This window comes from Moorena sp. SIO4E2, assembly GCF_010671945.1.
Lineage (GTDB): Bacteria > Cyanobacteriota > Cyanobacteriia > Cyanobacteriales > Coleofasciculaceae > Moorena > Moorena producens.
In genome coordinates, this window is record NZ_JAAHIE010000012.1 from 35,613 (window position 1) to 55,206 (window position 19,594).

A 19,594-nucleotide genomic window follows, 5' to 3' on the forward strand; every position below is an offset into this window, starting at 1 on the left:
TTTTTATTAAGTTATCGACAATTTTTTATTAAGTTTTATTAAATGCAACAGAAAACACAAAAGGTGAAGGGGTATTGAAAACTAACAAATGACTACCAATAAATACAGCCTTTCCTAGTAACCGTAAGCTAAATCTAAATTTTCTTGCCTACTCCCTACTCCCTACTCCCTAAAACCTGAGAACTCAAATAATGACAGACAAACAAAAAAGCGCTCTCCAGATGGAGAGCGCTTTTTATTAACTTAGCTGATTAAGCCAAGTTAAAATTAACCGTTGATGACTGGAGCAGTCAAAGCTACGGGAGTAGCTTCACCAGCAGCTAGGTCTAGAGGGAAGTTGTGAGCGTTACGCTCGTGCATTACTTCGAAACCTAGGTTGGCACGGTTTAGTACGTCAGCCCAGGTGTTGATCACGTGACCTTGTGAGTCAATGATGCTCTGGTTGAAGTTGAAACCGTTGAGGTTAAATGCCATGGTGCTGATGCCCAGTGCAGTAAACCAGATGCCGATTACAGGCCATGCACCCAAGAAGAAGTGCAAGGAACGGCTGTTGTTGAAGGAAGCGTATTGGAAGATTAAACGACCGAAGTAGCCGTGAGCTGCCACGATGTTGTAAGTTTCTTCCTCTTGACCGAACTTGTAACCATAGTTCTGAGACTCAGTTTCAGTAGTCTCACGTACTAAGGAGGAGGTCACCAAAGAACCGTGCATTGCAGAGAACAAGGAACCACCGAATACACCGGCTACACCTAGCATGTGGAACGGGTGCATTAGGATGTTGTGCTCAGCTTGGAACACGAACATGAAGTTGAAGGTTCCGCTGATACCTAGAGGCATACCATCGGAGAAAGAACCTTGTCCGATTGGGTAGATCAAGAATACGGCGCTAGCAGCTGCAACCGGTGCGCTGTAAGCGACGCAGATCCAAGGACGCATACCTAAGCGGTAGCTTAGTTCCCACTCACGACCCATGTAGGCGAACACACCAATCAGGAAGTGGAACACTACCAGCTGGTAAGGACCACCGTTGTAAAGCCACTCATCTAGAGAAGCAGCTTCCCAAATTGGGTAGAAGTGTAAGCCAATGGCGTTAGAAGAAGGAACAACAGCACCAGAGATGATGTTGTTGCCATACATCAAGGAGCCAGCAACGGGCTCGCGGATACCATCGATGTCCACAGGAGGAGCAGCGATGAAAGCAATGATGAAGCAGGTGGTAGCAGCTAGCAAAGTTGGAATCATTAAGACACCAAACCAGCCTACATAGAGGCGGTTGTTGGTGGAGGTGACCCAATTGCAGAACTGAGACCACACAGAGGTGTTGCTCTGTTGTAAGACAGTAGTCATGTTCTTATGATTGCGGGTATGAATATGAAGTTATCGAGGTTCGTCCGGCTTGTTTGCGCCTTCATGTATTTATATTAAGCAATATACTAAGTTTTGTAAAGGGTTTTCGGAGTAATTTGCCGTCAGGTTATTAAATAATGTAAATAAGTAAAAGTTATATTACGTAAATATTGACTTAATAGTGTAATTGTGGTATAAATACGGGTTAAAAATTTGGTTGTACCTGATCCCACTGAGAACCGCTATAAACTATAAAATTTATTTATCTATTTATTTATAATTTCTTAACATCGCCGATTTTCCACGGATCCGAAGTTCCCTGTTCTCCCAAGACCCGTGACGTTCCCGTTTGAAATTGCTTTACTGATTACATTGGTTGAGTTATGGGTTTAGCTGAGTCGGGCAGCGTCAATGTATCAAATTCTACCGAAGTTCCTCAAAAAATCTAGTATGTTCAATGAATTATGATGAAACCTCATACACCTTAGACAAATCATGCGGATTGAGCAGTTGCAGGCATTTCTGGCAGTCACCCAGACCGGTAATTTTGGACAAGCGGCACAAAAATGCGGCGTAACACAATCGACTATTAGTAGACAAATTCAGTCTCTGGAAAGCCATCTGGGTATGCCACTGTTTCATCGCACTGCTCACGCCAAGTTGACTCTTGCAGGGGAACAGCTTTTACCCCGTGCTCGTAAAATCTGTCAAGAGTGGCAAACTGCTACCCAAGAATTAGCAGATTTGATCGCAGGTAAGCAGCCAGAATTGTGTGTAGCAGCAATCCAATCAGTCTGCGCTCACTATTTGCCACCGATCTTAAAGCAATTTTGTCGAGCCTATCCTCAAGTGCAATTACGAGTGACCGCCCTCGGAAGCGATCGCTCTTTGAAGGTACTGCGAGATGGTCTAGTGGATGTGGCAATTGTGATGAACAATCGCTTTTTGACCACTAGTTCAGAGATGGTAGTTGAGGTACTCTACGAAGAGCCCATCGAAGTCCTGATGGCATCAGACCATCCCTTAGTCAACTATAAAGCAGTGCCCTGGTCAGAACTGATTAAATACCCACAAGCAGTCTTTAAAAGTGGCTACGGGATGCAACGTTTAGTACAGCAGCAGTTTTCCCGCCTAGGGGCTAATTTGCGGGCAGTTATGGAGTTAAATACCCTAGAAGCATTCCAAGGAGTAGTGCGCCAAGGAGAATTGATTGCCCTATTGCCCAAATCAGCCGTGATCAATGTACAGCAAGACTCTACTTTGGCTGTGCGTACCCTAGAAAAACTACCAGAATCCCTGGCTAGCTCCAACAAACTAGTAGGTAACGTCTCTGCCTTGGATTCCAACTGGACTCGTCAGGTGGTCTTGGTCACGACTCGCGATCGCTTAGATATTCCACCAATTCAGCATTTTTGTAAACTGGTGCGTCAGCTGGACATGCCAACAGTTCAGGCTTGGAACCTCCAGCTGCCAGCCCTTGCTCAAGCTTGATCACTGTTTCCAGCTTTGGACTAATCACCGATGAGTAATGCCTTCAGGGAATTATTAAAGAAAGTGGGCAGTGGTGTGCACACTGGCAAAGCGTTAACTCGTGAGGAAGCCACCACTGCAACCCGCCTCATGTTGACACAAGAGGCTACACCAGCGCAAATTGGAGCATTTATGATTGCCCACCGCATCAAACGACCGACCAGTGAAGAACTGGCAGGGATGTTGGATGCTTATGACCAACTTGGACCAAGGTTACACCCCTGGGACATCAACCATGGGCAAGATACCTCTCGGTCAGTTTCTTCTTCTCCATCCCTGGGGGTTACAGCGTTAGGAACACCCTATGATGGACGAAGCCGTACTGCACCAGTCACACCCCTGACCGCCTTAGTCTTAGCTACTGCTGGGGTACCTGTGGTCATGCATGGGGGAGATTGTATGCCCACTAAGTATGGAGTCCCCTTAATTGAGATTTGGCAGGGATTGGGCATGGATTTCTCCCAACTTTCTGTGCCCCAGGTGCAACAAGTATTGGAGACAACTGGCTTAGGATTTATCTATTTACCCCAGCATTTTCCCCAAGCTCATCAGTTAGTTTCCTACCGCGACCAAATCGGTAAACGTCCACCCATAGCAACCATGGAACTCCTCTGGTCTGCCTATAGAGGAGAAACTCATTATGTGGCCGGGTATGTTCATCCACCTACAGAAAATCTGTTTAGACAGACATGTCAGCTGCGTCTGGTCAAGAATTTTACCTTTGTCAAAGGCTTAGAGGGTAGCTGTGACCTACCACGCGATCGCACTGCCATCATAGCGATTAGTCAACCATCAGCCAGTCAAGGGTTTGAACGTCTGCTACTCCATCCGAGTGAATACGGTTTGGCTGGCAAGGAGGTACCGTTTGAGTCAACCACTAAACTGCTGGCACAGTACCAGGAAATCCTAAAGGGTAAATCCAACCCATTGATGCCAGCCGCGATCTGGAATGGTGGCTTTTATCTGTGGCGTTGTGGTGTTTGCCCAGATTTTAGAGCAGGTCTGGCCAGGGCTGAAGATTTATTCACCAGTGGTAATGTGGAGCAAAAATTTAAGGAAATTGTTGATTACTTACACAAGCTTAAATAAACAGAAGGTAAGTATTCAACTATCAGCTATCAGCTATCAGCTTATGTGCTACTTGATGTGCTTATGGGCTATGGGCAATCTAAATGAAGTCCCAGCGTCGAAGCCTGTGCCACCCACGCTACTTGATGTGCTTTTGAATAAAACAAGTAAGCATTGGTTTAATCTCTGTTACGTCAGCCATTCCCTTAGCGTGAGCCAAGGGAATGGCTGACGGCTGACGGCTGACGGCTGAATGCTTACACTCAACCAAATTACTGAACCAAGGTTCTTGCCGGAGGTGGCGCAAAGGTCGGAGACAATTGGGAGGGATATTGATTAACAGAAATACAAGTGTTTAGAGCCTTGTCAGGGCTAGCGACATTGGCACTATTCAAGCCAATAACACATTCAGAAAATTGCTCTGGCAGGAGGCTACGACGGCAGTGATCCAGCACTGAGTTAGCATTTATGTTTTCAATCTTATTGTCAATATCAACCACACAGCTAGCCAATTCCAAAGGTCGTCGGACTCGTGTACAAGCACCTAACGCTTTTTGGCCTGCTAATGAGGTCAGTACCTTAATTTTCAGTACACACAAGGATAAATCCTCAGGTTGTAGTGCCTCTGAACAAGCTTGTGATGCGATTTCTGAAGTGATATTGGCCGCTTTAAGATCTTTGGCACACAAACTAAATTGATTCCCAGCAGTGGCAGCACCATTAGGAATCCCTAGGGTTACTAGGCCAGCGATTGCCAACTGAGTAGTACAAAATTTCAATAAAGATGTATGTCTAAACCTGCTTTGCTGCTTCATAATTAGTCTTAGTGGATAAAATTTTATAAGCTATCAATTATAAACGCTCAATTATAAACAATCAAGGTATTGATTATGTTAGACGTTGATTAGGGTTCCGTGGTAAATCCATCACTAACTACCAATCAACTTAGCTCGTTTTTAACAACTTGCTATGATAGTCGATATTTTCAACCCCTAATCTGACAATTAGTCATTCTTTGTAAGCTATCTCTAAGGTAAGCTCTCAGCTCTCAGCTCTCAGCTCTCAGCTCTCAGCTCTCAGCTCTCAGCTCTCAGCTTTTGAATAAAACAAGTAAGTATTGGTTTAATCTATGTTACGTCAGCTGACCGCTGACCGCTGACCGCACCTCAAGCAGCGTGCGCGTAGCGCATATGCTTACTCCCTAAGGAATATCTAATCTGTTTATACCTATGCCTATGCGATTCTACCAGTTTTTAAGTCAAACAGTTCGCTCACTTTACTCTAATAGGCAGGGGACTGTACTCCTAATGCTAATGGCATTGTGTGTCAGTTGCTCCCAAAAAAAATCCCCTGACCTTGAGTTAGAACTCAGTGTGAAACCGGCCAGTCGTCCTGGTGCGTATACTGTATCGGGTACTAGTAATCTACCTGACCAAAGTCAAATTGCTGTAGCTGCTATTCGCTATTTGCGTCCGACACAACAGCCTTTATTTGGTTCTAACCCCCTAGGCACTTATTCGATTTTGGATCGCCAAGTTGTTGAAGTAAACGAGCAGGGTCAATGGCAAGCTAGGCTTAACCTATGGGAGGTAGCACCAGATGGTCGCCTTCAGGAAGCTTGGCAAATCAATCAATCACAAGGACGATTCTCGGTTAGCCCCAATAATAGTGTCTCTTTCTTAGCTACCTATGAGCCCTATGGTCACCTAGGAAGGGCTGAAGAGCAACAGCCGCAGATTCCAGAGATGGAAGGTGACCTCGTCCGATTTAATAATGATGGTCAACCTTACGTAAAGGCGAGTTACACCCTACCGATAGCGCTACCTAGTGGCAGGAAATCAGTACCTAGCATTAGGGCAGCAGAACGCAATGGTGGCTGGGGAAACCGCTCAGAACTTAAACCCCAACCATCGGTTAGTGGTAGTATTCGCCCACAAACCAATTTAAAAAATCAAAACAATACTCCACTCTCGCCGTCAGAGTTTTTCCGATAAGACAAAACCTTTATCTTGGTTCATAGTTCATGGTCATGGTTCATGGTTGGTCACTATCAAGCCTGAACCATGAATAATATTAATAATAATACTAATTATAATACTCAGCCACACTGTGCAGGCTCTTACTGAAATACCCTAACAGTTTTATTGAATTAGCGCTATGGTCGCGTTTTGTTGGCGCTTTTTGTGGAAACGCTCACGGTGATCTCAATCGTGACAATCTAGTAATTGGCGAATGCCAAATTAGTCCATCGATAAATCGAGGTTACAATTATAGATTCGGAAGGCAGAAATGGTCAACCAAATTCAGCAATTTTAACTAATTACCAACAGTAAACTATTTATACATAACTATCTGGAGTAAATTCCAGTAGATGCTTTTTAGCTTATGGTTGGATCAGGATGCACCCTAATCGTCTATCAACTTGTCTTAAAAGTTCTTAACCCTTGACAGACCAGGACTTAACAAGTTGTTTGGATGGGTGATTCGCTACAGGTACCTCAATCCCTCGACTTCTCTGTGTGCCATCAAGGGCGGATTGTAAAGAAGCCATCTGAGCCATAATTGTTTGAAGTTGAGTGTTGAGTTGCTCCAGCTGCTCAGGTTTTGGTGAACTCACCTCAATAGGTTGGGTGACTACAGGTTTTGTGCGCACAAAACCTAAAAACGTTTGTGCTGAGGCAAACTTCTGGGTTACATCCTCTACAGACCTTGTCGGGGCTGTTATGGAAGGCTCTTCAACAAAATTCGACCTAGTCACTAGAGTTTCAAAGACTGGCTGGGATTCAAGGCTGTTATCCCGAGTTTCTATAACGTTTTCTATAACTTTGTCCGTAACGTTTTCCGGAACCTTTTCCGTAACGTTTTCTATAACTTTGTCCGTAACGTTTTCCGGAACCTTTTCCGTAACGTTTTCTATAACTTTGTCGGTAACGTTTTCCGTAACCTTTTCCGTAACGTTTTCTGTAAATGTTTTCGGGGTTTCTGCCTCATCTATAAAATCAGTGAGTCCAGAAGCTGCCAAACTCGACAGAGAAAGCTTAAGGTCTTCTAATTCTTTTTCTTTTGCCTGGATACCCTCAGCTAGAGTGGAAACTTTGTCCTGAGTTTGAGCAAATTTATCGGAGGAGTCTTGCCACCCTGAAATTGCCAAACTGGCTACACCGACTCCCAAACTCAAGGCTCCAACCAAGCCTAGGTAAGGGGGAGCAAGATCCTTAACTTCACCATCCATCCACTGTTCTCCCTGAATGCGAATGGAAACTGGTTGTGAGCCAAAAATTGCTACTGGTAAGGACAGTACTGACAAGACCGCTGCTGCAAGAAGAACGGGTTTGAAAAGGAATTTATTCAGAGGAGAGCCTGACATGTTTTATAGTTAACTGTTAAAACTACTCGTGTTACTATTTACCTCAAGGGCTGTGAGAGAAATTCCGCATAGTACGGTTTTTTGACTCTGGCTAGCATCTTGGCTTTTAAGTAGTGACCTTGAGAAACTGCATGCTTTGAGTACCTGACTTTTTGCTTCTTCTAAAGTTAACCATGTCTATCAGCCATTTTCCGTAAATTACTTGTGAATAGTCCCAGCAGATTGTAAATTTTCTGTGAACTCTTTATAAAAGTTAGCTTATATAGGCTATTTTAGCGCAAAAATGGAGGCAATCAGAATAAAACAACCGTTTTTAGCCAAATATCGGGATTAAATTGCTCTAATTAGCCAAAAAGCCAGCTTCAGCTAGCTTTTTTAGGTAGCTACTAGTGGGAAGTCTAATCCCTCCGATCGGTCACTTGTAGGGTAAAATCACTAATACCCAAATCATCGTGTCACCAATGAACACCCTGATCAGGAATCGGTTAAGGCCATTGAGAGCAATTTAGATAACAATTTAGATTTAGATAACGCTGATGGTGGTATGATTTCATCACCAAGACTACATGCGATCGCTAACTCGGGAGTGGCACTCTTCTTGCGGAAAAGTTAAACCTTACTTACTCATAATAGCAGTTCTCAATTGGCTGAGGTACCTCGTCCTGGGTTAATGGGAATAGGGAATAGGGAATAGGGACTAGGGACTAGGGAATACCTAGGCAGCACTGTCTTGGGGAGCTAGTTGCTAATCTGACTCCCCATCTCCCCACACCTCCCACACCTCCCACACCTCCCACACTTCCCATATTATCCCCATTTCCCCACACCTGCCGCGCCCCCGCCTCAGACTATTTCCTGATCCAAAGTTCCCTATTCCCTACACGCAGCCTTATTAATTAACGTTTCATCAATCGCTATCATCAACAACTCATTTACAGATATCCCCGATGCTTTCGCCATAGAAGCAATCACACTTTTAGGCGAAAAAGAACAATACAACCCTGCTTCTAGAAACCAAGGTTGCCCCTGTGGGTCGATACGGAAGTCAAAAAGACTGTAGTGGCGACAGCCCAACGCCTGATGACACCTCTTGGCTACTTCCTGAACTGGCTTGGTTACAGGGTCCCTAGGGTCTAGCATCCAAGCCTTAACACCATCCTTAGCAGTCAAACTCAAGTCGCCATCTTCTGTTCGTTTTAGTTTATCCTCATAGTTGCGAATCCGGTGGTCATGGGGATTCACCAGATACTCTTCTAGGGGTAAACCCACGAGCTCACCGTCTTTGACAAGGATTCCACATCTGACTTCCCGACCCAGTTCGATGTACTCTTCGACTAAAACCTGATCTGAATGTTCAAACGCTGTTTTGAGGGCAGCGTCATAGTCAGCGACATTTTTGACTAAAGTCACCCCACAAGAATTGTCAGAACTAGCAGGTTTGATCACTACTGGCGGCTTAATGGTGGGAATGTCTCCCTGGCGAAGTAGTTCTCCAAAAGGTACTTTAACTCCTGCGGCTGCCACAATCGCCTTAGCTCTTGCTTTGCTTTATGGGCAGTTAGTGCCATCAAATCTGGGGTATTGCCCACATAGGGAATATTAAGCAAGTCCAATAGGGCACGGTATTCAGTCATGCCAGGGATACAAAACATTTGTGGCAGCACTAGGTCAATAGTTTGTGCTCCTTTTATTCAAGGCCGAGGTCACTGAGGTACATTTCTGTGCCTTTTCCAGCATCAGGAAAAGAAGAACATAATTGCTTATGCTTGTCAATGGCTGCTTCTAGCAATCCTGACGATACCTCTTGAGCGTAATCACAGGAACCAATCCCTGTTGGCAATGGAGCCCACAAACCCCCTTCTCCTCGCTTGCGCCGCATATTTTTTTGACCTTCAAGCATCAGGTCAATATCTTCTAGGATGGGGTGGTAAACAGACAGACCCAGAGAGCGACACAAAGCGATAATGCGATCGCGTTCTTCTGCTTTGACCCAGCCCATCTCTGCAGCTAAAGTCGCGCCGAAGGCCATGCCAATGGTGACAGAATGACCATGCATTAATTTAGCAGCAGGTTCAAAGCGAGGACTCCAGGTGTGACCATAAGCGTGGGGACGGTCTTGGTAAGTCTCGAACATATTTGTTCCTTCATGCTTCATGTAGGAGAACAATGCCCGATAGATTACTGTATCAGCGATCGCTCCCAGTTCCTCATCTTCATTTAAAGTCGCAAAGTGAGTCTCTACTAAGCGAGGACCGTATTGTTCCATTAACTCAAACAGAACCGGATCATCGGTGACTGCCATTTTAATAATTTCTGCCATACCGTTGCGGACGTGACCTGTCGCTAAAGTACGGAAGAAACTCCGGTCTACCAAAGTCATTACTGGAGGATGATAGGATCCAATGCTGTTCTTAAATTGGGCACCGTTGGTGCAAGTGCGGGGGGATGGACCAGCATCGATAGCAGCCACAACCGTGGTTCCGACCATAATATATGGAGTGCGTCGGTGCTGCAGGGCGCAAGCCAGTCCGGCTACGTCACTAAGAACACCGCCGCCTACTACTAGTACGGGTTCGTTCCGGGAAACGTCGCAGCCATCTTTACCTAAAAATTTCAGCAAGCGGTGGACGGTTTCGGGAGTTTTGTCAGATTCCCAAGCGCGGCAGGCCAGCAACTTTAGAGGAATTTCATATTCCTCGAAGTAGCGGCGAATTGACGCTCCGTAAAGCTCATCTACGGTCTGATCCACAATTGCCACACAACGACCGCGACGACTGTAAACTTCCGCCAAGGTGGGATTGGAAGGGTTGAAAACTCCGTCCACTAACTTAACTGTTGCCTTTAACGCATAGGTAGCAGATATTTCAAAAGAGCGACCGTCTCCACTAGCAGCGATCTCTCCAGTACCGGTGTACCACTCTGAGGTGTGGTACTTCTCTGGGTGGTGGAATTGAATTATCTGTTCTGAGTCTGAAGGAGAGAGCTTTTGTGATGTTGGATTAGGTTTAGCTTGAACCATACTTCTGCTGCTGCGATATTACTTGTTTGGATGTTCGGATTAGTATCGAAGAATTTACATGGCAAGGCAGATTTCTGGGTATAATTCCCTCCCCCTAGCCCCCCAATTTTGGGGTGCCCTTGACCCGTAATTTAATTACGGGTCAAGGGCACCGGGGGGGGGAACAAAAGTCTCAACTTCCCCCAAAGTTGGGGAAGCAACGGGGGATTTACCAAAACCAGACGATCTAAATTCATTCTTGAATGTCTTTATGCCATAGCGAGTGGGTAAAACCCCCTTTGGCCGCACCGGTAGTCACTCATGGGGCGGGAACCCCCTTTGGCGGCGCTACCTCGCTGCATTGCTTAAGCAACGCTGATTTTACATTTTCTTTAGATTTGCTTTGTAAGGAGTGACTAATTTAACTTGAGCGTTGCCACTTGAGTAGTTTAACAAAATTTTAATAATTTGGATAGTGGTAGGAACAAATTTTTTTTAGAGAACTGTATTGTTAACAACAGACTCAATCGACGCTAGAGGTGAAACCCAACGGGAGCACTGCACTACCACTGTTGGCAATACAGGCATGTTGGCATTCCTCTGGGTCTCAAACCAGGTGGGATGACGAGCCTCTTCTACGGTGAAGGGCGTCATTCCTTGTGGTTGACATTAGGCGGCTATCCTATTAAGATAATTATTTATTACTACTAAACTGCTGCTCAGGCTAACCCCACTCACACCAGTGATACCCGTAATCATCACCCTCCTCAATTCCCGATTGCGACCGCTACAGCTGTTGTGCTAGTAGGGCCGTTTCAAGCTTGGAAAAAATAGGTAGGGATATGGTCGGGTGATCAGATGGGGATAATGTTTGACAAGCGATGCAGCTTGGTCTTACGGGTTTTCTTGATGAGCGACTCCATCAAGAAATAGTCATAGTCGGGGTTTTCGGCAAATTTAATCAACACTAATTTTTGCTACTTAACATTTCGTTACCCACGCCAGTAGATTAAAGCAGACTAATTAGTCTGGTGTCAAAGGTGCTTTTTCGCTTATTTTTAATCAAATTTAGTTTTATTGAGCAATTTAGCTACCTCTATATCCTATTATCTCCACAAATCGTCAACTTATTGCCTGTTCAAGCTGTATTTACTGTGGTAACAGGGGCTGGGGTGGTTCAGGCTTTCCAAATTTTGTTCAGGGTAAACACATGTTAGTTACAAATACCTACTGGATATGAGAGTCATTAGATAAGTATTTTTGCTTATTATTTCTGATTAAGGTTTCGAGAATTTAGATGGGTTTACCCTGGGGAGACTTTCAGATAGCATCCCCTCCAGCTGAAGAAAATGGGCTCTAATCTGATCTAAGAAGGATCTATTAAGCATAAATATACCGTCCTTTGGGAGTAGGAATATCACGCCCCAACTCCTGAGCCGTTTCGATCCACTCTCGGATAATAATTTCTGCATTAGTTACTGCTTCGACGTAAGTTTGACCATCTGCCATACATCCAGGTAATTCTGGTACTTCCACTATAAAAGTTTGGTCTGATTCACTCCAATAAATGATTAATTTGTATTTAACTAACATTGCTATCTCCTTTGGGTGTGGCTCTTTTGGAAAGACGTTTGGTCAGGTTTAGAGAGGTATCGGAAGAGTAGGAGGAGCAGTAATAGAGCAACGAGCTTGAATTAGTCGTTTCATCAAAGGAAGGCCATCTTTGTACAAAGACTAGCAGTAGGAGAGGAAGTTCAACCGACTACACAGGCATTAGGAGAGGAAGCTCAACCGACTACACAGGCAGTAGGAGAGGAAGCTCAACCGACTACAAAGGCAGTAGGAGAGGAAGCTCAACCGACTACACAGGCAATAGGAGAGGAAGGACCAACAACTCTAGCACTGGGTGAAGAGAGTAGTCCATTTGGTTGGTACTAATGATTAAATCAGCAGATGGTGGATGTTTGCTTGTTGCAGGTGGGGAGTTAGATCCAAATCTGACTCGGTTGATTGAAGTTGCTCAAGGTCAACAAGTCCCGATTTGCGATTTACGCCATGGGCAAGAAGAAAGTCCGAAATTTTCATGGCATCTTACCCAAAGGCATCCCAGAGTTGAGGCTCCAGTTCTGTCTGTAACCGGAGCTTTTATTCGGTATGACGTTTTTGGTAATATTAACGCTCCGAAGTCTGGGGCATCACAACGGGCATCGGGTTGGTATCAAACCTTCTATGGTTGGTTGCTATCCCAAAACCATATCCGGTTGTTCAATCGTCACCATGTTCCTGCAGTTGGCAATAAGCCAGCAATGCTGATCCTAGCGCAACAGTTAGGTTTGCAAACCCCTGATACTTGGATCACTAACGAAGCTGAGGAATTGGGAAAATATTCTGCGGGGAGTGCGATTGCTAAACCCGTTGCTGGGGGTGATTTTTGTTATTCCCTAGAGCAATTGTACTCCTCTATCCAGTTTCGTAATGGTTGTGCTGCGATGCCAGCCATTGTCCAAAATCGTTTAGTAGCGCCAGAAGTACGGATCTATGTGGTAGGGAATCATGCCTTTGCTTTTGAAATCCGTAGTCAGCATCTAGATTATCGGGTTAAACCAGATGCTGAGGTGATTCCACTCGAAACAGTTCCCCAAGAAGTAGAGTTGCTACGCAAATTAATGGTCGCTTTACAGATGGATTTTGGGGCGGCTGACTTCAAAACCGATCCACACACCAAACAACTTGTATTTTTGGAACTCAATAGTTCTCCAATGTTTGTTAGGTTCGATCAAGTTTTGAATGGAGCGCTATGTGAAGCAATGATTGAGACTTTAGTAGTTTCTTGACGATTAGGTCAGCGAAGTTTTGCTTTCGATTTCTAGCTGAATCTTAAAAAACTTTAAAGAAGCTCAATTTCCAATAGTTTTGAATTAAGAATGTAGAATGCAGAATGTAGAATTTGGAATTCTACATTCTTAATTCTACATTCTGCATTCTGACAGACAACCTTGGCCTAAAGGCCACGCGTTCGCTGAAAGCGGGACTTCGTCCATCGCGTTCAACCCTTAATCTACCCGCCAGTTAAACGGTAAAATAGAATAAATCCCCTTCGGGTCATTCAAGGTTGTTAAAATTGCCAAATCCTCTTTTAGCTTCAGCAATTCTGTAGTTAGTGGCTCAGGTAATTGTCGGCTTGTGAGCCTAACATCATTACTCAGGGTCTTCAGAATCATTTCCTCGAAACTAGGAATTTTTGGATACTCTTCTACTTTCCAATCATCCTTTAACTTAGCTTGCTTAGCTGCATGCTTAATAGCATCATTAATACCCCCAATCTCATCAACTAAACCGATCTGCTTGGCGTCTATACCTGACCAAACCCGTCCCTGAGCAATGTCTTTAACCTTGCCCTTAGGCAATTTACGTGACTCTGCTACCTTGTCAATGAACTGGTCATAAATCTGATTAACCATGGTTTGGTAGATTGCCAACTCTTGGTCTGTTTTGGGACGGACAGTACTTTGAATATCGGCTAAAGAACCTGTTTGTACAATATCCCAGGTCAGACCATTGTTGTTAGCTAATTCTTGGATATTAAAAAGTACACCAAAGACACCAATAGAACCAGTGATAGTATTTGGCTCAGCAAAAATTCGGTCGCTATAGGTAGAAATCCAGTAGCCACCAGAAGCTGCCACATTGCCCATCGACACAATCACTGGCTTTTCCTCACGGATAAGCCGCACTTCCCGTTGAATAATCTCAGAGGCTGTAGCACTGCCACCAGGACTATTAACCCTTAGCACTACTGCTTTAATATCTTTATCCAGCCGTAGCTCGCGCAGCTGTTTAGCAAAGCGTTCACCCCCCACTTGCTCAAAGTTTCCCTGACCGTCAACAATGCTACCCTCGGCATAAATTATGGCAATTTTATGCTTAGACTTGCGATTTTTAGAGTAAGGACTTTTCGCTCTAGCGTAAGTAGCCAGCTTAATTTTCCGGAACGATTTATCCTTTTTCTTTTCTCCAGTAAGCTCCTTGAGAGTAGCAATCACCTCATCGAAGTATCCAACTTGATCCACCAAACCTTGAGTTTTGGCCTCTGATGCGATCAACATCCCTTTAGTATTAGCGATCGCTTGCAAGGTCTTGGGAGTAATCTCACGACTTTTCCCCACTGTTGTCAAAAATTCATCCCAAAGATCATCTAACAATTCTCGAGTCTGTTCCCGACTTTCAGGACTCAGCTGTTTGAGCAAGAACGGTTCAACTGCGGACTTATACTTGCCAACTCGAACCACCTGAACACCTATACCATACTTTTGGAGAGCTCCGGTCAAAAAAAGTTGGGGAGAGTTCAAGCCATTGATTTCTACAACGCCCATCGGGTTAAGAATTATCGTATCCGCAACCGAGCTAAGATAGTATTCTCGTTCTCCCAAATCCACGTCATAGGCAATAATTTTTTTCCCAGCAGCTCGGAAACGCTCCAGAGCCTCCCTTACCTCCTTGAGATTTGCCAAGCCAGTGTTGCCAACAGTTTTAGATGCGGATCCATCTAGGTAGAGGGCAACAATGCGCTTATCCTTAGTTGCCTTATCTAGAGTATCGAGGACCTTGCGCAAAGGGATGATATTGGTTTGTTGACCCGATAACACCTCTTCAATCACTTCACTGGTGCTTGAGGTAGGATTGGTATCGCTGATATTGACCGATAAATCAAACACCAGCACTGATTTATCTTGAACCTGTGGCCCTGTATCTTTGGATGCTACTGCAATCAGTAGAAACAGGAATCCACTAGTAGCTAAACTAAAAAATAGAATTAAACCGGCAATACTTCCTACTAGGCTGGCAAAAGTTTGTTGGAGAAATTGACGCATTTGGTAAAGGATTAAGGATTAAGGATTAAGGATTAAGGATTAAGCATAAAGGATTAAGGATTAAGGATTAAGCATAAAGGATTAAGGATTAAGGATTAAGGATTAAGGATTAAGCATAAAGGATTAAGGATTAAGGGCGATTCCCGATTCCCGATTCCCGATTCCCGATTCCCGATTCCCGATTCCCGATTCCCTATTCCCTACTCCCGATTCCCGATTCCCTATTCCCTATTCCCTATTATTACTATCCTAACTTTTTCAAAGTGTCGGATTCCTTGAGATCAGACAAAGTAGCATTACCGGTGCAGAATAGAGCGGTAGTGATTTCTGCCATCAACAGTTGCACTAAGGCATCAACGGCATCTACTGACTCAGCTGCTGCTTGCAGGAATGGTAATGCTAGACCAGCAATATCGGCTCCTAATGCGATCGCTTTTGTGACATCCAAACCATTGCGCAATCCCCCAGATGCAATTAGGGGAATGTCGGGGGCAATGGCTCGAATACTGGTAATGCACTCAGCGGTTGGTAAACCCCAGTCACCAAAGGTCTGTCCTAACCGACGCTGATGAGCGGTTAATCCTCGCTCACTTTCTACCTTTGCCCAAGAGGTGCCCCCCGCACCAGCGACATCAATAGCGGTAACACCAGCCTCCAGCAACCTTTGGGCCATACCGGCTGAGATGCCATTACCCACTTCTTTAGCAATCACTGGTACCGTTAACTTACTGCATAAACCATTAATTTTGTCAAGTAAACCCTTGAAATTAGTATCCCCGTTAGCTTGAATGCACTCCTGCAAGGGATTGATGTGCAAAATCAGCCCATCTGCTGTTAACAGGTCAACCACCTTTTGGCATTCTTCTAGTCCATAACTGTAGTTCAGCTGAACCGCACCGATGTTGGCAAATAGGATAATATCTGGAGCTTGGGAGCGCACCGCAAAGGTATGACCAACCTCGGGTTTTTCCACAGCTACTCGCTGAGAACCAACCCCCATGGCTAGTTTGTAATGTTGGGCAACCTCAGCCAGACGAAAATTAATCGTTTTTGCCTGTTCAGTACCACCAGTCATAGAGGAAATCAACAATGGTGCTCCCAAGGATTTCCCGAGAAATGTGGTAGATATGTCAATCTCACTGCGGTTTAGTTCTGGTAAGCAACAGTGAGTGAAGCGGTACCTTTCAAGTCCATTGGTATTGGCACGAAATTGAACATCTTCATCGAGACAAATCCTGATGTGGTCAGCCTTTCGCTGTTGGGTTTGGGTCATAATAATTTGGAAAATAAGAGCAATCTGATCATGATTCAGGCGCTAATTACTTTAATTAATTCCACTCCATCCCGACCATCATTATCGTTTAGATAAACCTTTACCTGTTCTTCGGCGGATGTGGGGAGTAGCTTGCCGGTAAAATCTGGACTAATCGGCAGTTCCCGATGTCCTCGGTCTACTAGCACTAATAATTTAATCGTTTGGGGTCTACCATACTCAAGCACCGCATTTAGAGCAGCACGAATGGTACGTCCTCTATAAATGACATCATCCACCAACACCACTATCTTACGATCAAGATCGAAGGGAATATCTGTTTTTGCTGGGGTGCGAATGCCAATTCGATCGAGATCATCCCGATAAAAGGTGATATCCAACGCTCCCACTGGCACACTGACCTGCTCTAGGGTTTCAATCTGACGTCCTAGCAACTGAGCTAAAGGAACACCTCTGGTATATATACCGACCAGTGCTAGTTTGGACAAATCACTCACTTGTTCGATCACTTGAGATGCCAAACGATTTACTGTACGGCGCAGTTCTTCAGCTGATAGGATTTCAATGGTTTGAGTAGGCATCCTGATTTATTAAAAATTTCAGCAGGATACCCCGCCCACACTCCTATAGTTAGGGGGGGACGGGGCTTTCAAGGTTTTGAGATTATACCAGATGTAAACCTATCACCGTGGAGAAAGAGATGAAAAGGTTTTAGCATCAGCGATTCCATTGGGAAATAAGCCTTTGTCCCGTTGATATCGCTTCAGGGCTGCCTCTGTGGCTGGTCCAAATACGCCATCTTTTAATCCTTTATAGTAGCCTAGGTAAATCAAGCGATTCTGAAGGCTATTCACTCTTGTGCCACTACTACCTCGTTTTAATGGAGTAATGATGCTAGCAGCAACGGCAATTCCAGAAGAATTGCCCCGTAGTGCTGATAAGGTACGAGAGTCAGCAATGCCATTTGCTGGCAGTTCCCGAGAAAGCTGATACTCTTTGACTGCAGTCTCAGTTAGTTTACCATAGTATCCTGTGACTGGCCCTTTGTAGAATCCCAACTGTGCAAGGCGATTTTGCAGTTTTGTCACTGATTGGCCATTGCTGCCTGGTCGCAACTCAGTCACGTTGGTAAGATTATCCTTATCATTAGGATTTTTGGCTAAGTCTGACAAAGTACGAGAGTCAGCAATACCAGTGACTGGTAGTCCCCTCTTACGCTGGAAGTTTCTGACCCCTGCCTCAGTCAAACGACCGTAGAATCCAGTTACTGGACCGTTGTAGACTTTCAACTCCCTCATCCGCTGTTGCAGTTTGGTCACAGCAGTTCCCTTGTTACCTCGCCGTAACTCAGTGGCGTTCTTGATAGAACCACCATTAATTACGAACAATGTGTTTGGTCCAGCAACGCCATCCACAGGTAATCCCTTGGCTCGCTGAAATTTAATTACCGCTGCTTGGGTCATGCGCCCGTAATAGCCAGTGATCGGACCATTAAAAAATCCCAAGGTTGTCAACTTCTTTTGTAGATCGCTGACTACCGTTCCTCTACTACCGCGTTTCAGCTGTGTGTTGCTTGGGAGACGAATATCAGTACCAGCAGTTTTATATAAGGCTGCTAGGGTTTTTGGTCCAGCCACACCATCTATTGGTAGTCCCTTCTTTTGCTGAAAGATAGCAACATAAGACTGGGTTAATATGTCATAGTTGCCAGTAATCCGACCTTTATAAAAGCCAGCCGCTGCCAACTCTTTCTGAAGAGAAGTCACCTGTGCTCCACGGCTGCCTTTTTGAAGTACTTTAGCACTGGCATGAGCAGCGGTACTGAGGATGGTTAGGGCAATTGCGATCGCACTAATCTTGATCCAAGCTGAACTAGGAATAGTGGGACTGTTTAGCCCATCCAACCATCGAATTAAACCATTATCATCTTGCCACTGAAAATTATCCGCGTCTTCATAGGACTCGGCAAGATTAACGCAGACTAAGCTTTCCATCACTTTCCTACCAAATTTTTTTTTATGATAGCCAGTTATCTAGCAATATTTGTATTGTGTTCATAACACTACCATCTTAATAGACATCACTCTTGCCCAAGTCATCCCCAGTTGCCTTCATCGGTCATAACTGCTGATCCGATCATCCCTTTACCCGATCACCCCTTGAGATGATCACTCCTTCACCAATTCCCAGGTAATATCTTTGATCCCAACAATGATCAATCTTTAAGGAGCAATCTTTTAGCAATTTTTCCGGATGTAGTCAATTTCATCCTGGATTTAAGAGTTATAACGGATGTGGTAAAGGTAAATATCCAGGAGAATTACCTTCAAAAGGTAAATCTCCTGGATATTTCCCCCAGCAGTAAGCTGGGGGTTTTTATTGTAATCGCGTCGCACAGTGATCGGATCGCCTCAGAAGTTTTAAACAAGGAATAGGTAAAAAGTAGTTTTCGAGGCTTAAGAGTATTATTAACTACATTTTTTAGCCTGGTCTTGATGCAGGCGTGAGCGACTGCATCAAGACCGGAAGAGAAAAGCCAAGTTTGACAAAGCTTTTAGGAATTTATCCCTCACCATTATTTGTAAATACCCGCGCGCTTATTGCTATAGAGCAACCCAATTCTCTAGATTAATTCCAAAGGGGATGACCATGCCTAATTGTTGTTGGCCCATCCTCAAGTCTGTTATTTTGAGTCTCTTCGGTTTTTTGAGCCCAACCATGAAATCTTTCCGGAGCTAGTCAATTTCCTGCTGGATTTAAGAGTTATAACGGATGTGATCAAAGTAAATCTACTCGATAATTACCCTCAAAAGGTAAATCTCCTGGATATTGCCCCCAGCTGACAGCTGGGGGTTTTTATTGTGATCGGCGCTCCACAGTGATGCGATCGCGGATCATCACTGTGCCAAAACCCCCTCTGAGCAACCTGACGCTCTAGATTAATTCCAAAGGGGATGACCATGCCTAATTGTTGTTGGCCCATCCTCAAGTCTGTTATTTTGAGTCTCTTCGGTTTTTTGAGCCCAACCATGAAATCTTTCCGGAGCTAGTCAATTTCCTGCTGGATTTAAGAGTTATAACGGATGTGATCAAAGTAAATCTACTCGATAATTACCCTCAAAAGGTAAATCTCCTGGATA

General features: G+C 44.6%; 15 protein-coding genes and 1 pseudogene. 4 read left to right on the plus strand and 12 right to left on the minus strand.

Annotated features, from left to right (window positions below):
- Nucleotides 1–267: 267 nt before the first annotated feature.
- A complete protein-coding gene (gene psbA, locus F6K37_RS02565; RefSeq protein WP_287247966.1) occupies nt 268–1,347 on the minus strand; it encodes a photosystem II q(b) protein in 1,080 nt (359 codons plus the stop codon).
- A gap of 495 nt (nt 1,348–1,842) precedes the next feature.
- Between psbA and F6K37_RS02570 the strand changes: the two genes are divergently transcribed.
- Complete coding sequence (locus F6K37_RS02570) at nt 1,843–2,838, plus strand: LysR family transcriptional regulator (protein ID WP_008182619.1); 996 nt, start codon at nt 1,843–1,845, stop codon at nt 2,836–2,838.
- A gap of 30 nt (nt 2,839–2,868) precedes the next feature.
- Complete coding sequence (locus F6K37_RS02575) at nt 2,869–3,966, plus strand: anthranilate phosphoribosyltransferase family protein (RefSeq protein WP_287247969.1); 1,098 nt, start codon at nt 2,869–2,871, stop codon at nt 3,964–3,966.
- 118 nt (nt 3,967–4,084) lie between these two features.
- On the opposite strand, the gene F6K37_RS02580 is transcribed toward F6K37_RS02575, so the two are convergent.
- Both F6K37_RS02580 and F6K37_RS02585 read right to left on the minus strand, forming a co-directional pair.
- Nucleotides 4,085–4,216: a hypothetical protein gene (locus F6K37_RS02580; RefSeq protein WP_267872019.1), complete on the minus strand. Its 132-nt coding sequence runs from the start codon at nt 4,214–4,216 to the stop codon at nt 4,085–4,087.
- A 1-nt stretch (nt 4,217) separates the two neighbouring features.
- On the minus strand, nt 4,218–4,724 hold the full coding sequence (locus F6K37_RS02585; RefSeq protein ID WP_048815219.1) for a hypothetical protein: 507 nt from the start codon (nt 4,722–4,724) through the stop codon (nt 4,218–4,220).
- 534 nt (nt 4,725–5,258) lie between these two features.
- Here F6K37_RS02585 and F6K37_RS02590 point away from each other — a divergent pair.
- The gene (locus tag F6K37_RS02590; RefSeq protein ID WP_131827039.1) at nt 5,259–5,939 is read left to right on the plus strand and encodes a hypothetical protein; all 681 of its coding nucleotides are present in this window, start codon (nt 5,259–5,261) and stop codon (nt 5,937–5,939) included.
- A gap of 443 nt (nt 5,940–6,382) precedes the next feature.
- Here F6K37_RS02590 and F6K37_RS02595 read toward each other — a convergent pair whose 3' ends face one another.
- From F6K37_RS02595 to F6K37_RS02615, 5 genes and pseudogenes are all read right to left on the minus strand, one after another.
- Entirely contained in the window at nt 6,383–7,312 is a 930-nt protein-coding gene (locus F6K37_RS02595) for a hypothetical protein (RefSeq protein ID WP_287247975.1), read from the minus strand.
- An 870-nt stretch (nt 7,313–8,182) separates the two neighbouring features.
- Nucleotides 8,183–8,991: pseudogene (locus F6K37_RS02600) on the minus strand (D-alanine--D-alanine ligase family protein); the annotation flags it as partial.
- Between the two features lie 8 nt (nt 8,992–8,999).
- Nucleotides 9,000–10,331, minus strand: coding sequence for a sedoheptulose 7-phosphate cyclase (locus F6K37_RS02605; RefSeq protein ID WP_008182599.1), 1,332 nt, complete (start codon nt 10,329–10,331; stop codon nt 9,000–9,002).
- A 474-nt stretch (nt 10,332–10,805) separates the two neighbouring features.
- Nucleotides 10,806–10,964, minus strand: coding sequence for a hypothetical protein (locus F6K37_RS02610; protein ID WP_154659750.1), 159 nt, complete (start codon nt 10,962–10,964; stop codon nt 10,806–10,808).
- A 726-nt stretch (nt 10,965–11,690) separates the two neighbouring features.
- Nucleotides 11,691–11,903, minus strand: a complete 213-nt coding sequence (locus F6K37_RS02615) for a type II toxin-antitoxin system HicB family antitoxin (RefSeq protein WP_008182597.1) — start codon at nt 11,901–11,903, stop codon at nt 11,691–11,693.
- Nucleotides 11,904–12,247: 344 nt separating this feature from the next.
- Here F6K37_RS02615 and F6K37_RS02620 point away from each other — a divergent pair, with 344 nt between their 5' ends.
- Nucleotides 12,248–13,144: an ATP-grasp domain-containing protein gene (locus tag F6K37_RS02620; protein ID WP_008184413.1), complete on the plus strand. Its 897-nt coding sequence runs from the start codon at nt 12,248–12,250 to the stop codon at nt 13,142–13,144.
- Between the two features lie 219 nt (nt 13,145–13,363).
- Here F6K37_RS02620 and sppA read toward each other — a convergent pair whose 3' ends face one another.
- The 4 genes from sppA to F6K37_RS02640 all read right to left on the minus strand — a co-directional run bounded on the left by sppA (nt 13,364) and on the right by F6K37_RS02640 (nt 18,448).
- A complete protein-coding gene (gene sppA, locus F6K37_RS02625; RefSeq protein WP_287247983.1) occupies nt 13,364–15,181 on the minus strand; it encodes a signal peptide peptidase SppA in 1,818 nt (605 codons plus the stop codon).
- 244 nt (nt 15,182–15,425) lie between these two features.
- Nucleotides 15,426–16,454 (minus strand): type 2 isopentenyl-diphosphate Delta-isomerase, encoded by a 1,029-nt coding sequence (gene fni, locus F6K37_RS02630; RefSeq protein WP_287247985.1) that lies wholly within the window; start codon nt 16,452–16,454, stop codon nt 15,426–15,428.
- A 35-nt stretch (nt 16,455–16,489) separates the two neighbouring features.
- Nucleotides 16,490–17,035, minus strand: coding sequence for a bifunctional pyr operon transcriptional regulator/uracil phosphoribosyltransferase PyrR (pyrR, locus tag F6K37_RS02635; protein ID WP_008184410.1), 546 nt, complete (start codon nt 17,033–17,035; stop codon nt 16,490–16,492).
- A 102-nt stretch (nt 17,036–17,137) separates the two neighbouring features.
- Nucleotides 17,138–18,448 (minus strand): peptidoglycan-binding domain-containing protein, encoded by a 1,311-nt coding sequence (locus F6K37_RS02640; protein WP_287247988.1) that lies wholly within the window; start codon nt 18,446–18,448, stop codon nt 17,138–17,140.
- Nucleotides 18,449–19,594 lie beyond the last annotated feature (1,146 nt).

Bases quoted from the DNA above. Each gene is read 5' to 3' on its own strand.
- fni (WP_287247985.1), bottom strand. From the start codon at position 16,454: ATGACCCAAACCCAACAGCGAAAGGCTGACCACATCAGGATTTGTCTC.
- psbA (WP_287247966.1), bottom strand. From the start codon at position 1,347: ATGACTACTGTCTTACAACAGAGCAACACCTCTGTGTGGTCTCAGTTC.
- sppA (WP_287247983.1), bottom strand. From the start codon at position 15,181: ATGCGTCAATTTCTCCAACAAACTTTTGCCAGCCTAGTAGGAAGTATT.
- F6K37_RS02575 (WP_287247969.1), top strand. From the start codon at position 2,869: ATGAGTAATGCCTTCAGGGAATTATTAAAGAAAGTGGGCAGTGGTGTG.
- F6K37_RS02610 (WP_154659750.1), bottom strand. From the start codon at position 10,964: ATGACGCCCTTCACCGTAGAAGAGGCTCGTCATCCCACCTGGTTTGAG.
- F6K37_RS02615 (WP_008182597.1), bottom strand. From the start codon at position 11,903: ATGTTAGTTAAATACAAATTAATCATTTATTGGAGTGAATCAGACCAA.
- F6K37_RS02605 (WP_008182599.1), bottom strand. From the start codon at position 10,331: ATGGTTCAAGCTAAACCTAATCCAACATCACAAAAGCTCTCTCCTTCA.
- F6K37_RS02590 (WP_131827039.1), top strand. From the start codon at position 5,259: ATGGCATTGTGTGTCAGTTGCTCCCAAAAAAAATCCCCTGACCTTGAG.
- F6K37_RS02640 (WP_287247988.1), bottom strand. From the start codon at position 18,448: ATGGAAAGCTTAGTCTGCGTTAATCTTGCCGAGTCCTATGAAGACGCG.
- pyrR (WP_008184410.1), bottom strand. From the start codon at position 17,035: ATGCCTACTCAAACCATTGAAATCCTATCAGCTGAAGAACTGCGCCGT.
- F6K37_RS02595 (WP_287247975.1), bottom strand. From the start codon at position 7,312: ATGTCAGGCTCTCCTCTGAATAAATTCCTTTTCAAACCCGTTCTTCTT.
- F6K37_RS02620 (WP_008184413.1), top strand. From the start codon at position 12,248: ATGATTAAATCAGCAGATGGTGGATGTTTGCTTGTTGCAGGTGGGGAG.
- F6K37_RS02570 (WP_008182619.1), top strand. From the start codon at position 1,843: ATGCGGATTGAGCAGTTGCAGGCATTTCTGGCAGTCACCCAGACCGGT.